General features: G+C 71.7%; 9 protein-coding genes. 7 read left to right on the top strand and 2 right to left on the bottom strand.

Annotation, left to right across the window (positions count from 1 at the left end; all coding sequences use genetic code 11):
- Window positions 1-112 precede the first annotated feature (112 nt).
- Entirely contained in the window at window positions 113-1549 is a 1437-nt protein-coding gene (locus IE263_RS30275) for a cation:dicarboxylate symporter family transporter (RefSeq protein WP_189941022.1), read from the top strand.
- Window positions 1550-1635: 86 nt separating this feature from the next.
- Here IE263_RS30275 and IE263_RS30270 read toward each other — a convergent pair whose 3' ends face one another.
- Window positions 1636-2085, bottom strand: a complete 450-nt coding sequence (locus tag IE263_RS30270) for a MarR family winged helix-turn-helix transcriptional regulator (protein WP_189941021.1) — start codon at window positions 2083-2085, stop codon at window positions 1636-1638.
- A 93-nt stretch (window positions 2086-2178) separates the two neighbouring features.
- On the opposite strand from IE263_RS30270, the gene IE263_RS30265 reads away from it, so the two are divergent.
- Entirely contained in the window at window positions 2179-3990 is a 1812-nt protein-coding gene (locus tag IE263_RS30265; protein WP_189941020.1) for an ABC transporter ATP-binding protein, read from the top strand.
- A 53-nt stretch (window positions 3991-4043) separates the two neighbouring features.
- A complete protein-coding gene (gene mltG / locus IE263_RS30260) occupies window positions 4044-4901 on the top strand; it encodes an endolytic transglycosylase MltG (RefSeq protein ID WP_189941019.1) in 858 nt (285 codons plus the stop codon).
- A 12-nt stretch (window positions 4902-4913) separates the two neighbouring features.
- Here mltG and IE263_RS30255 read toward each other — a convergent pair whose 3' ends face one another.
- Window positions 4914-5999 (bottom strand): NAD(P)-binding domain-containing protein, encoded by a 1086-nt coding sequence (locus IE263_RS30255; RefSeq protein WP_189941018.1) that lies wholly within the window; start codon window positions 5997-5999, stop codon window positions 4914-4916.
- Window positions 6000-6144: 145 nt separating this feature from the next.
- Here IE263_RS30255 and IE263_RS30250 point away from each other — a divergent pair, with 145 nt between their 5' ends.
- From IE263_RS30250 to IE263_RS30235, 4 genes are all read left to right on the top strand, one after another.
- Window positions 6145-6567, top strand: coding sequence for a secondary thiamine-phosphate synthase enzyme YjbQ (locus IE263_RS30250; protein WP_189941017.1), 423 nt, complete (start codon window positions 6145-6147; stop codon window positions 6565-6567).
- Window positions 6568-6677: 110 nt separating this feature from the next.
- Window positions 6678-9539 carry a SpoIIE family protein phosphatase gene (locus IE263_RS30245; protein ID WP_189941016.1) on the top strand — a complete coding sequence of 954 codons (2862 nt, stop codon included), beginning with the start codon at window positions 6678-6680 and terminating at the stop codon, window positions 9537-9539.
- Window positions 9540-9629: 90 nt separating this feature from the next.
- Window positions 9630-11174, top strand: a complete 1545-nt coding sequence (locus IE263_RS30240; protein WP_373312125.1) for a sugar ABC transporter ATP-binding protein — start codon at window positions 9630-9632, stop codon at window positions 11172-11174.
- A complete protein-coding gene (locus tag IE263_RS30235; protein WP_189941014.1) occupies window positions 11171-12271 on the top strand; it encodes an ABC transporter permease in 1101 nt (366 codons plus the stop codon). The genes IE263_RS30240 and IE263_RS30235 overlap by 4 nt, the downstream gene beginning before the upstream one ends.
- Window positions 12272-12330 lie beyond the last annotated feature (59 nt).

The raw sequence follows: 12330 nt of genomic DNA, 5'->3' as shown, positions 1-12330 counted from the left end.
TGCCTTCCGCTCGAGCGACTCACCCTCCAGAGTGATCGCCACGGAAGCCGCTTTCCGTATCGCAGAAGTCTCCGCCGGCTTCTGTGACTCCGCGTCCCCTCTAGGAGTGCTTGTGCCGCAGTCCGTACCGTCCCTGCCGCGACGCGTCGCACGCATACTGCGTACCTCTCTCTTCGCGCAGGTCGCCGTCGCGCTCGTGCTCGGCATCGTCGTCGGGAAGCTGTGGCCCGACGTGGCCACGGATCTCAAGCCGCTCGGTGACGGCTTCACCCGGCTCATCAAGACGGTGATCTCGCCCCTCGTGTTCTGCGTGGTCGTCGTCGGCATCGCCAAGGCCGGCGACCTGAAGGCGTTCGGCCGGATCGGGCTCAAGGCCCTGATCTGGTTCGAGGTCGCGTCCACGGCCGCCCTGCTCATCGGTCTGGTCGCCGCCAACGTGGTGCAGCCGGGGTCGGGGATGAACGTCGACCCGTCCACGCTCGACGCCTCGGCGATCGACGAGAAGACGGGCGGCGGTTCGCTGCCCTCGACGACCGAGTTCGTCCTGAACGCGCTCCCCACCAGTTTCATCGGCGCCTTCGCCGAGAACGCCCTGCTCCAAGTGCTCCTGCTCGCCTGTCTGGTGGGTGCGGCGCTGCTGCATCTCGGGCACACCAAGGTGCCGCAGGTGCTCCCCGCCATCGAGCAGGCCCAGGAGATCATCTTCGCGGTCGTCGGCTTCGTCATGCGGCTGGCCCCGATCGCTGTGTTCGGCGCGATGGCTGTCCTGGTCGGCCAGTACGGGCTCGGCGTGATGAAGACCTACGCCAAGCTGATCATCCTGTGCTACGCGGCCGCGGCGCTCTTCATCGTGCTGCTCACCGTCGCCCTCAGGGTGGTCACCGGGCTCAGCCTCTGGAAGTTCCTGCGCTACATCCGTGAGGAGATGCTCCTGGCGCTCGGCACCGCCTCCACCGAGTCCGTCCTGCCGCGCGTGATGCAGAAGCTGCGCAAGGCCGGCGCCCGCGACGACGCCGTGGGCCTGGTGCTGCCGACGGGGTACTCCTTCAACCTCGATGGCGCCTCGCTCTACCTGTCCATCGGCACGCTGTTCATCGCCCAGGCCGTCGGCGTGGACCTCAGCCTGGGCCAGCAGGTCACCGTGATCCTGGTGCTCATGCTGACCAGCAAGGGCATGGCGGGCATCCCCGGTTCGGCCTTCCTCGCCCTGTCCGCGACCGCCTCGTCCCTCGGGGCCATCCCGGCCGGCGCCGTCGCCCTGCTGCTGGGCGTGGACCGCATCATGGACTCGATGCGCGTCGTCACCAACCTCCTCGGCAACTGCGTGGCGGTCTTCGCCGTCTCCCGCTGGGAGGGTGCGCTGGACCTGGAGCGGGCCAAGAAGGTGCTGGACGGGGAGATCGCGTCCCTTCCGGACGAGGGGGAGGAGGGGCCCGCAACGCCCGCCGGCAAGGCGGCCCCCGACGCCCCGGACGCTTCGGAGAAGGCGTCGAGTGCGGGCGTCCCGGCGCAGCCGACGGCCAAGGAGCCCGCCCCCGAGGTCGGCTGACGGACCGGACACACGGGCCGCGGCGGTCGCTCCAGCACCACGGAGCGACCGCCGCGGCCCTTCGCGCGTTCCGGGTCAGGGGCGGCTCAGCACCGCTGAGCCGCAGTCCCGTCGACCAGCGTGTCCAGCAACTCCCCGAGCACCGCCCGCTCCACGTCGGTCAGGGGAGCCAGAATCTCCCGCGCCGCCGACCGGCGCGCACGGCGCAGCTCGCGGAGCGTCTCACGGCCCTCGTCCGTCAGCTCTATCCGGATCACCCGGCGATTGGTCGGATCCGGGACCCGGCGCACCTTGCCGCTCGCCTCCAGCCCGTCGACCAGCGTGGTCACCGCCCGCGGCACGACCTCCAGACGCTCGGCGAGGTCCGCCATGCGCGGCGGCGCGCTGAAATGGGCGAGGGTGCGCAACAGACGGGACTGGGCCGGCGTGATGCCCAGGTCCGACAGCTCCAGATGGCGCTTCTGGATGCGGTGCACCCGGCGGGTGAACCGCAGCAGCTGCTCGGCGAGCAGGCCGTCGGGATCGGGGGTGTTCATGCGGGAACAATATCAGGATGCCGTTCATTGTGAGTATAGGTAACAATGAGCTACGCTCCGTCAGTCCCTCTCACTCACCTCCCGTAGGAGCCCATGCACCCCGATCAGCCAGACCCCTGGACCCCACCCGCCGACGCCGAGGAGAAACCTCGGCAGGTGCGCCGCATCCTGAAGCTCTTCCGACCCTACCGAGGCCGTCTCGCGGTCGTCGGTCTGCTCGTCGCCGCCTCCTCGCTGGTCTCGGTCGCCACGCCGTTCCTGCTGAAGGAGACCCTCGACGTCGCCATCCCCGAAGGGCGTACAGGCCTGCTGAGCCTGCTGGCCCTCGGCATGATCCTCAGCGCCGTCCTCGCCGGCGTCTTCGGCGTGCTGCAGACCCTGATCTCCACGACGGTCGGCCAGCGCGTCATGCACGACCTGCGCACGGCGGTCTACGGCCGCCTCCAGCGCATGTCACTCGCGTTCTTCACGCGCACGCGTACCGGCGAGGTCCAGTCCCGCATCGCCAACGACATCGGCGGCATGCAGGCGACCGTGACCTCCACCGCCACCTCCCTGGTCTCCAACTTCACCAGCGTGGTCGCCACGATCGTCGCGATGATCGCCCTCGACTGGCGTCTGACCGTCGTCTCGCTGCTCCTGCTGCCGGTCTTCGTGTGGATCAGCCGCCGCGTCGGCAACGAACGCCGGAAGATCACCACCCAGCGCCAGAAGCAGATGGCCACGATGGCCGCCACGGTCACCGAGTCCCTGTCGGTCAGCGGCATCCTGCTCGGCCGCACCATGGGCCGCGCCGACTCCCTCACCCGCTCCTTCGCCGACGAGTCCGAGCGCCTGGTCGACCTCGAGGTGCGGTCGAACATGGCCGGTCGCTGGCGCATGGCCGTGATCGGGATCGTCATGTCCGCCATGCCGGCCTTCATCTACTGGACCGCGGGCATGGCCCTCCAGCTCGGCGGCCCCGACGTCTCCCTCGGCACCATCGTCGCCTTCGTCTCACTCCAGCAGGGCCTGTTCCGCCCGGCGGTCAGCCTCCTGTCGACCGGCGTCCAGATCCAGACCTCCCTCGCGCTCTTCCAGCGCATCTTCGAGTACCTCGACCTCCCCGTCGACATCACCGAGCGTGAGAACCCGGTCCACCTCGACCAGGTCAAGGGCGAGGTCCGCTTCGAGGACGTGGAGTTCCGCTACGACAGCGACGACGAGACGGCCGGGCCGGTCCTCGACGGCATCGACGTCACCGTCCCGGCCGGCGGCAGCCTCGCGATCGTCGGCCCGACCGGCGCCGGCAAGTCCACGCTGGGCTACCTGGTGCCGCGGCTGTACGACGTGACGGGCGGCCGGGTCACACTCGACGGCGTCGACGTGCGCGACCTCGACTTCGACACCCTCGCGCGCGCGGTCGGCGTCGTCTCGCAGGAGACGTACCTCTTCCACGCCTCGGTCGCCGAGAACCTCCGCTTCGCCAAGCCGGACGCCACCGACGAGGAGCTGTACGCGGCGGCCCGGGCGGCCCAGATCCACGACCACATCGCGTCCCTGCCCGACGGGTACGACACGATCGTCGGTGAGCGCGGCCACCGTTTCTCCGGCGGTGAGAAGCAGCGCCTGGCCATCGCCCGGACCATCCTGCGCGATCCGCCGGTGCTCATCCTCGACGAGGCGACCAGCGCCCTGGACACCCGCACGGAGCACGCCGTACAGGAGGCCATCGACGCACTCTCGGCCAACCGCACCACGCTCACCATCGCCCACCGGCTGTCCACCATTCGGAGTGCCGACCAGATCGTGGTCCTGGACGCCGGCCGGGTGGCCGAACGGGGCGCCCACGAGGAGCTGTTGACGCAGGACGGGCGGTACGCGGCCCTCGTGCGGCGGGACGCCCGACTGGAGCCGACAAGATGACGGTATGCCAAGTCATGCCGGATTTGTAAGGATATGCGGGTTACCGTGCCCGCATGCAGATGAACACTCCGCCACGGAGCACGATTCGACTGACGCGCCGGGGCCGTCTCGCTCTCATCGCGACCGGCGCCGTCGTGGCCGGCACCGCCGTGGCGGTGCCGCTGCTGAGCGTGGACAGGCACGAGGAGAAGAAGCCGACGTCCCTGGTCATCCCGGAGGGCTGGCGCGCGAGCCAGATCTACGCGGCCGTCGACAAGGTCCTCGCCCTGCCCGCCGGCACCACCAGGAAAGCGCTGCCGAAAGCCCATCTGAAGCTGCCGAACGACGCCGAGGGCAACCCGGAGGGCTACCTCTTCCCGGCGACGTATCCGCTGGGCAAGAAGCCGACGCCCCAGGCCCTGCTGGCACAGATGGTCGACACCGCCAACAAGAAGTTCAACGGGGCACCGATCGCCGCCGGCGCCCAGCGCAATGCGATGAACGTCTACCAGGCGGTGACCATCGCCAGCATCGTCCAGGCCGAGTCCGCCACCAAGGCGGACATGGGCAAGGTGGCCCGGGTCGTCTTCAACCGGCTGGAGCGCGGCATGCCGCTGCAGATGGACTCCACCATCAACTACGCGCTGAACCGCTTCACGGTGAAGACGACGCTGGAGGACACCCGTATCGAAAGCCCCTACAACTCCTACCAGCGCATGGGCCTGCCCCCGACGCCGATCGACAGCCCGGGTGAGGAGGCGATGCGCGCCGCGATCAACCCGCCCCCGGGCGACTGGCTGTACTTCGTGACGGTCAAGCCGGGCGACACACGCTTCACGGCGAACTACGAGGAACACCAGCGCAATGTCGCCGAGTTCAACAAGAACCGGCAGCGCACGCAGGCCTCGCAGAGCCCGTCGAAGCCCCGGTGACCCGAGGGGACGTCAGGCGGCGACCGGCGCCTCGGAGCGTTCGGCGAGCAGCCGCCTGATGTCCCGTACGGCCGCGCGCCCCGCCCGGTTGGCGCCGATGGTGCTCGCGGACGGGCCGTAGCCCACGAGGTGGACGCGGGGGTCGGCGACCGCGTGGGTGCCCTCGACCCGGATCCCGCCGCCCGGCTCGCGCAGCCGCAGCGGCGCGAGATGGTCGATGGCGGCGCGGAAGCCGGTCGCCCACAGGATGACGTCGGCGGCCACGTGCCGCCCGTCCTGCCACTCCACCCCGTCCGGGGTGATCCGGTCGAACATGGGCAGCCGGTCGAGCACCCCGTCCGCCAGCCCCTGCCGGATCGCGTCGTTCAGGGGCAGTCCCGTCACGGAGACGACGCTCTTCGGCGGCAGCCCCTGCCGGACGCGCTCCTCCACGAGGGCGACCGCGGCGCGCCCCGCGTTCTCGTCGAAGGGACCCTCGCGGAAGACGGGTGGGCGCCGCGTCACCCAGGTGGTGGCGGCCGCGTACGGGGCCAGTTCCAGCAGATGCTGCGTACCCGAGGCGCCGCCGCCCACCACGACCACCCGCTGCCCGGCGAACGCCTCGGGGCCCGGGTACTGCGCGGTGTGCAACTGCCGTCCGAGGAAGGTCTCCTGGCCGGGGTGGCGCGGCCAGAACGGCCGGTCCCAGGTGCCGGTGGCGTTGATCAGGGCCCTCGTCGCCCACGTACCGTCCGAGGTCTCGATGAGCAGCCGCCCGGCGTCCCCCTCGCGCACGGCCCGCACATCCACCGGCCGCCGTACCCGCAGGTCGAAGGTGCGCTCGTACCGGTCGAAGTACTCGGCGATGACCTCGGACGACGGCCGGCCCGGGTCCGCGTCCGTCAGCTCCATGCCGGGAAGCGCATGCATCCCGTGCACCTTGCCGTACGTCAGCGAGGGCCACCGGAACTGCCAGGCGCCGCCCGGGCCGGGGGAGTGGTCGAGCACCACGAAGTCGCGCTCCGGCTCGAAACCGGTGCGCCGCAGGTGATAGGCGCCGGCCAGACCCGCCTGGCCGGCGCCTACGACGACCACCTCGACCTCACGCATGGTGTTCACGCTGCTGCCAACACCGCCGAGGTCATGGATCTTCCCCCGGCCCGTCCGCGCCCCGAGCCGCCCCCGTGCCACGGCCGCGGACCTGCCCTCACGGGCCCGGTGGTCGTTGAGGTGTGGAATCCGGCGTGTGGGTCAGGATGGGGGCATGTCAGATGCGTTCACCACCCGAGTACTGCACATCGCCTCCGGCGCACAGGAGAAGGTCGTCGACCTCACCCGTGACTGCGAGTCCTTCCTCCGGGAGACGGCCGCCGGCCGTGACGGCCTGCTGAACGTCTTCGTCCCGCACGCCACGGCCGGTATCGCCATCATCGAGACCGGCGCCGGCAGCGACGACGACCTCCTCGCCGCCCTGCACACCCTCCTGCCCGCCGACGATCGCTGGCAGCACCGCCACGGCAGCCCCGGCCACGGCCGCGACCACGTCCTCCCGGCCTTCGTCCCACCCCACGCGACCCTGCCGGTCGTGAGCGGCAGGCTGGAGTTGGGGACCTGGCAGTCGGTGTGCCTGGTCGACACCAACGTCGACAATCCCGACCGTCAGGTCCGCCTGTCGTTCCTCGGCTGAGAGCCGCCACCGGCCGCACGCGCCGTGACTAGTGCCTGCGATGTCCGTATCCTCGTCAATGTCAGGTTTCTCCTGAAGAGCGGATTATTGCAGCGCGAGTGAGGCGAAGAGTGGTTCGGTCGGGCAGTGAGCCGATGCCGGCGGGGCGTGCGACAGGCGGCACGGGGCCCGCCCGTATGCGTGAGCGATTTCTGCAGGGCGAGCCGGTCGAGGGGGGCGTGCGAGCGTCGATCTTCGACTCGTGGCAGCGCAGCCGGTCCCTGGGCCTCTCGCCCGACCAGTCCGACCTTCCCTACCGGGAGGACTTCGATCGCGACGGCCGGATCGTCCGCGCGGCCGTGCCGGTGCTCGACCGGCTGCAGTCCACGTTCTCCGGCAGCGACATCAATATCTCCGTCGCCGATGCGAGCGGGACGGTCCTGCTGCGCCGTTTCGGCAAGAAGTCGCTGGCCAGAAGTCTCCCGGCGATCCAGGCAGTCCCGGGCTTCGTGTTCGCCGAGCAGTTCGCCGGTACCAACGGCATCGGTCTCGCCCTGGCGGAGCGGCAACTCATCCGGGTCTACGGTGCCGAGCACTTCGCGGAGCGCGGCCAGGGAAACGCCTGTGTCGCGCTGCCCGTCCGCGACCCGCTCAGCGGGCGCATCGAGGGCGTCCTGTGCTTCGGCTATCCGCGCAGCGCCGAGACCCCGGCGCTGGGCACCGTGATACGCAAGGCGGCCCAGGCCATGGAACGGCGGCTGCTGGGGCAGAGTTCCGCGCGTGAGCGCGCTCTGCTGCGGGCGTACCTGGCCGCCGGAGCCGAAACCGCCGTCGGCCTCCCCCGTGGCATCGCCGTGGACGAACTCGCCCTTGAGCTGCGCTCCCGTGACCGGGCGATCCTCATGGAGAAGGCCGCCGAGCTCATCTCCCGCGCGCAGCGGGCCGCCGTCGATGTGCCCCTGCCCGACGGCAGGCGGGTGACGCTCGTGAGCCGTCCGATGACGACTGCCTCCGGTGTGGAGGGCATCGCCATCGAGGCCGTCGTCCCCGGCCTCTCACCAGGAGAGCCCCTGGGGGCCGTCCCGCGCCGGGTCGACGAGCTGCGGGGCGTTTCCGCCGCGCCCGCGGTCGTCTCCGCCGTTTCGGGGCCCGCACGACTCTCCTTCAGCCTGCCGTCCGGGCACCTTTCCGGAGCCGCGCCGGGCCAGGTCGCCGCGGGCGGCCAGGGCGTTCATGTCGACGGCGCCGGCGGCACGACGGACGAGCACCCCGAACCGCCGCCCTCGGTCCGAGGGCTCGTGCTGGTGGGGGAGCCGCAGGTGGGGACCTACGCCCTTGCCGCGCGCCGCCGCCTGGAGCTGCTGTCCGAGGCCAGCACCCGCATCGGCACCGGCCTGGACGTGCGCCGCACCGCCGAAGAACTCGCCGAGACGGCGGTCCCGCGACTGGCCGACTTCGTCACCGTCGACCTGCCCGAGGCCGTACTGCGTGGCGAGGAGTCCGCCGACCCCCTCGGCGACCTGCGCCGCGCGGTGGTCCACGGCATGCGCGCAGACCTTCCCTTCACCCCGGTCGGCAAGCGGCCCGACTTCGGCCCGACCGCGCCCCAGCTGCGCTGTCTGACCAGTGGACAGGCAGTGCTGGAACCGGACCTGAAGACCGCCGCCGGCTGGCTCGCCCAGGACCCCGAACACACCGAACAGCTGCTGACGCACGTCCACTCCCTCATCGCGGTCCCCTTGCTCGCCCGCGGTGTCGTCCTGGGCGTCGCCAGCTTCTACCGCGCTCAGGATCCCGCCCCCTTCGGGGACGACGACCGTTCGCTGGCCCAGGAACTCGCCGCCCGCGCCGCCCTGTCCATCGACAACGCCCGGCGCTACACGCACGAACGCGCGATGGTTCTGGCCCTGCAGCGCAGGCTGCTCCCGCACGGTCTGCCCGATCAGGACGCCGTCGAGGTCGCCCATCGCTACCTGCCCGCCGAGAACGACGTGGGCGGAGACTGGTACGACGTCATCCCCCTGTCCGGCGCCCGTGTCGGCCTCATCGTCGGCGACGTCGTCGGCCACGGCATGCTCTCCGCCGCCACCATGGGCCGGCTGCGCACCGCCGCTCGGAGCTTCGCCGAACTCGACTTCCCCCCGGACGAAGTCCTCATCCACCTCGACAACCTCGTCGGGCGCCTGGACCGGGAGGACCCCGACGGCGAGGGTGCCGGCATCATCGGCGCGACCTGCCTCTACGTGATCTACGACCCGACGGCGCAGCGGTGCGTCATGGCCCGCGCCGGCCACCCTCCGCCCGCGCTGGTGCGCCCCGACGGCACCGTGTCGTACCCCGACCTGCCGACCGGACCCCCGCTCGGCCTCGGGGGGCTGCCCTTCGACGCCGCCGAGATCGACCTCCCGGAGGGCAGTCAGCTGGTCCTCTACACCGACGGACTCATCGAGGACCGGCATCGCGACGTCGACGTGGTCCTCGAAGACCTGCGCGGGGCCCTGGCCCACGCGGAGCGCACTCCCGAGGAGACCTGTCAGGCGATCCTGGACACCGTGGCGCCCGCCCACCCGTACGACGACATCGCCCTGCTCGTCGCCCGCACCCATGCCCTGGACCCGGGTCGGATCGCCACCTGGGACCTGCCCGCCGACCCGGCCCTCGTCGGTGACGTCCGTGCGTCCGCCGTGCGGCGACTGGCCGACTGGGGACTCGACGAGGCCGCGTTCACCGCGGAACTGATACTGAGCGAGCTGGTGACCAACGCCATCCGCCACGGTGCCGGGCCCATCCGGGTACGGCTGCTGCACCACCGCACCCTGATCTGCGAGGTCTCCGACACCAGCAACACCGCCCCGCACCTGCGCCGCGCGGCCAGCACCGACGAGGGCGGACGTGGCCTGTTCCTCGTCGCGCAGCTGGCGCAGACCTGGGGTGCGCGCTACCTCCCGGAGGGGAAGGTCATCTGGGCCGAATGCGGGCTCGACGACATATGAGGGCAATGTCTGATAAGACATGATTGATCCCGCCAGTGTCCCCCCTTGAACGTCGGGGAGAACTCGCCAGGCCAACCCCCGGAGATGTCCGTGCACGACGCTCCCGACACGTCTGCGAAGGCGGCCGCGCCCTTCGAGGCGGAACCCCTGGTCCGCATCCGCGGGCTCGGCAAGCGGTTCGGCGGGACCCTCGCGCTGGCCGGGGTAGACCTCGACGTCCACGCCGGCAGCGTCCTCGCCCTCCTCGGGCCCAACGGTGCCGGGAAGTCCACCCTCATCAAGGTGCTCGCCGGCGTCCACCACGCCGACGCGGGGCAGATCACGGTGGGCGGGCACCCGCTCGGGAGTCATGCCGCCTCCCGCGGCATGTCCTTCATCCACCAGGACCTCGGTCTCGTGGAGTGGATGACGGTCGCCGAGAACATCGCCCTGAGCACCGGGTATCCGCGCCGCGCCGGACTGATCTCCTGGCGGCGGACCCGCGAGCGCTGCGAGGACGCCCTGCGGATCGTCGCCGGACACCTCGACCCCGACGCGCCGATCGCCCGGCTCGCCCCGGCCGAGCGATCGCTCGTCGCGATCGCCAGAGCCCTGGCGGCACGCGCGCGGCTCATCGTCCTCGACGAGCCGACCGCCCGCCTTCCGGCCGCGGACTGCGCCCGGCTGTTCCGCGTTCTGCACGACCTGCGCGACCGCGGGCACGGCATCCTCTACGTCAGCCACCGCCTGGACGAGGTGTACGAGGTCGCCGACACCTTCGCCGTACTGCGTGACGGCCGCCTCGTCAGCCACGGCCCGCTGGCGGCCCGCAGCCCCGCTGCTCTGGTGCACGACATCGTCGGCGAGGAACTGCCTGGCCACCGCCCCGCCGCGGCTCCGGCCGACGGGTCGGTCGTACTGACCCTGGACGGCGTACGGACCACCGGCTCGGGCCCGGTCAGCCTGGAGCTCAGGGCCGGGGAGGTCCTGGGCCTGGTCGGCCTCACGGGTGCCGGGCACACCGAACTGGGCCGGGCCCTCGCCGGCTCCCGGCCCCTCCACGGGCGGGCCCTCCTCGGCGGCCGGCCGTACCGCCCTCGCACGGTCGCCGACGCCGTCGGACTCGGGGTCGGCCTGGTGCCCGGCGACCGACTGGGGGAGGGCTGCCTCGCCGAGCTGACCGTACGGGAGAACCTCCTGGCCAATCCCCGCGCGGGAGGCCGGCCGGCGCTGCGCTGGATCAGCCCCCGCCGCGAACGCGCCGAGGCCGCCACCCTGATCGAACGGTTCTCGGTGCGCCCCCGCGACAGCGAGGCCCCCATCGCCGCCCTGTCCGGCGGCAACCAGCAGAAAGCCATGATCGGCCGGTGGCTCCGGGTCGGCCTGCGCCTGCTGATCCTCGAGGAGCCGACCGCGAGCGTGGACGTGGGCGCCAAAGCCGCGATCCACCGCCTGCTCGATGAGGCGCTGGCGGCAGGTCTCGCGGTCCTGCTCATCTCCAGCGACTTCGAGGAGGTCGCGGGTGTGTGCCGGCGCGCCCTGGTCTTCGTCCGCGGATCCGTGAGGGCCGAGCTGAGCGGTGCGGCCCTAACGGTGGCCGGGCTGACCCGGGAGGCTTCGGCCATGCCCCCTGCCGGAACCGGGACGAGCCCATGACCGCCCCGCCCTCCCCCTCCGCACCCCGGAGACGACCGCACCGACCGGGCGGACACCTCGTCGGCGCCTACGGCCTGCTCGGCCTCACGGCCCTGCTCGTCCTGATCTTCTCCCTCGCCCTGCCGCGCACCTTCCCCACGCTGGACACCGTCGACTCCATCCTGTCCAACCAGTCGATCCCGGCCGTCCTCGCGCTCGCCGCCATGGTCCCCATCGTGACCGGCGCCTTCGACCTCTCCCTCGGCTACGGCCTAGGCCTGGCACACGTCACGGTGATGCAGCTCGTCGTCAACGACGGATGGCCCTGGCCGCACGCCTGCCTCGCGGTGATCGTCGGAGGGGCGCTCGTGGGCGTTCTCAACGGTGTCATCGTCGTGTTCGGCCGGATCGACTCCTTCATCGCCACCCTCGGGACCGGCAGCATGATGTACGCCGTGACCGGCTGGATCACCGACGGCGGCCGGATCGTCCCCGGCCCGCAGGGCCTTCCGGCCGCCTTCACGGACCTCTACGACTCCACGTTCCTCGGCCTCCCGGTCCCCGCCTTCTACGTGCTCGCCCTCACGGCCGTTCTCTGGCTGGCGCTGGAGCGGCTGCCGCTCGGCCGGTACCTCTACGTCGTCGGCTCGAACCCGCGTGCCGCCGACCTCGTCGGCATCCCGACCCGCACCTGCACCGTGTACGCGTTCGCCGCGTCGGGGCTGATCGTCGGCTTCGCCGGGGTGCTGCTCGCGGCCCAGCAGCAGATCGGCAATCCGAGCGTCGGCCTCGACTACCTGCTGCCCGCCTTCGTCGGCGCACTCCTCGGCTCCACGGCGATCAAACCCGGCCGGCCCAACGCCATCGGCACCATCGTGGCCGTCGCGGTCCTCGCCGTCGGCCTCACCGGCATCGGCCAGCTGGGCGCCGACTTCTGGACGGTCCCGCTGTTCTACGGGGGCACCCTGCTCATCGCCGTCGGGCTGGCCGGATACGCCGCCCGCCGCCGGCTGCGCAGCGGCGCCGTCGCGGCCCGCGACGCGCCCGCGTCCGCCGCTCCGCCCGGGCCCCCGTCCTCCCCGACGCAGGACGGGGGTGCAGCAGGCACCCCTTCCTGACGCACGCCACGGGCACCCCCTCCGTGCCCCGGCCACTTCCTCCCGCCCTCCCCCCCCGC

This window comes from Streptomyces aurantiogriseus, assembly GCF_014649375.1.
Classification (GTDB): domain Bacteria; phylum Actinomycetota; class Actinomycetes; order Streptomycetales; family Streptomycetaceae; genus Streptomyces; species Streptomyces aurantiogriseus.
The sequence above is the reverse complement of the archived record's forward strand: the minus strand, read 5'-3'. Positions and strand labels throughout refer to the sequence as shown.

What these genes read in the sequence shown, in the direction of transcription:
- IE263_RS30270 (WP_189941021.1), bottom strand. Translation starts at nt 2,085, where the DNA reads ATGAACACCCCCGATCCCGACGGCCTGCTCGCCGAGCAGCTGCTGCGG.
- IE263_RS30235 (WP_189941014.1), top strand. Translation starts at nt 11,171, where the DNA reads ATGACCGCCCCGCCCTCCCCCTCCGCACCCCGGAGACGACCGCACCGA.
- mltG (WP_189941019.1), top strand. Translation starts at nt 4,044, where the DNA reads ATGCAGATGAACACTCCGCCACGGAGCACGATTCGACTGACGCGCCGG.
- IE263_RS30250 (WP_189941017.1), top strand. Translation starts at nt 6,145, where the DNA reads ATGTCAGATGCGTTCACCACCCGAGTACTGCACATCGCCTCCGGCGCA.
- IE263_RS30265 (WP_189941020.1), top strand. Translation starts at nt 2,179, where the DNA reads ATGCACCCCGATCAGCCAGACCCCTGGACCCCACCCGCCGACGCCGAG.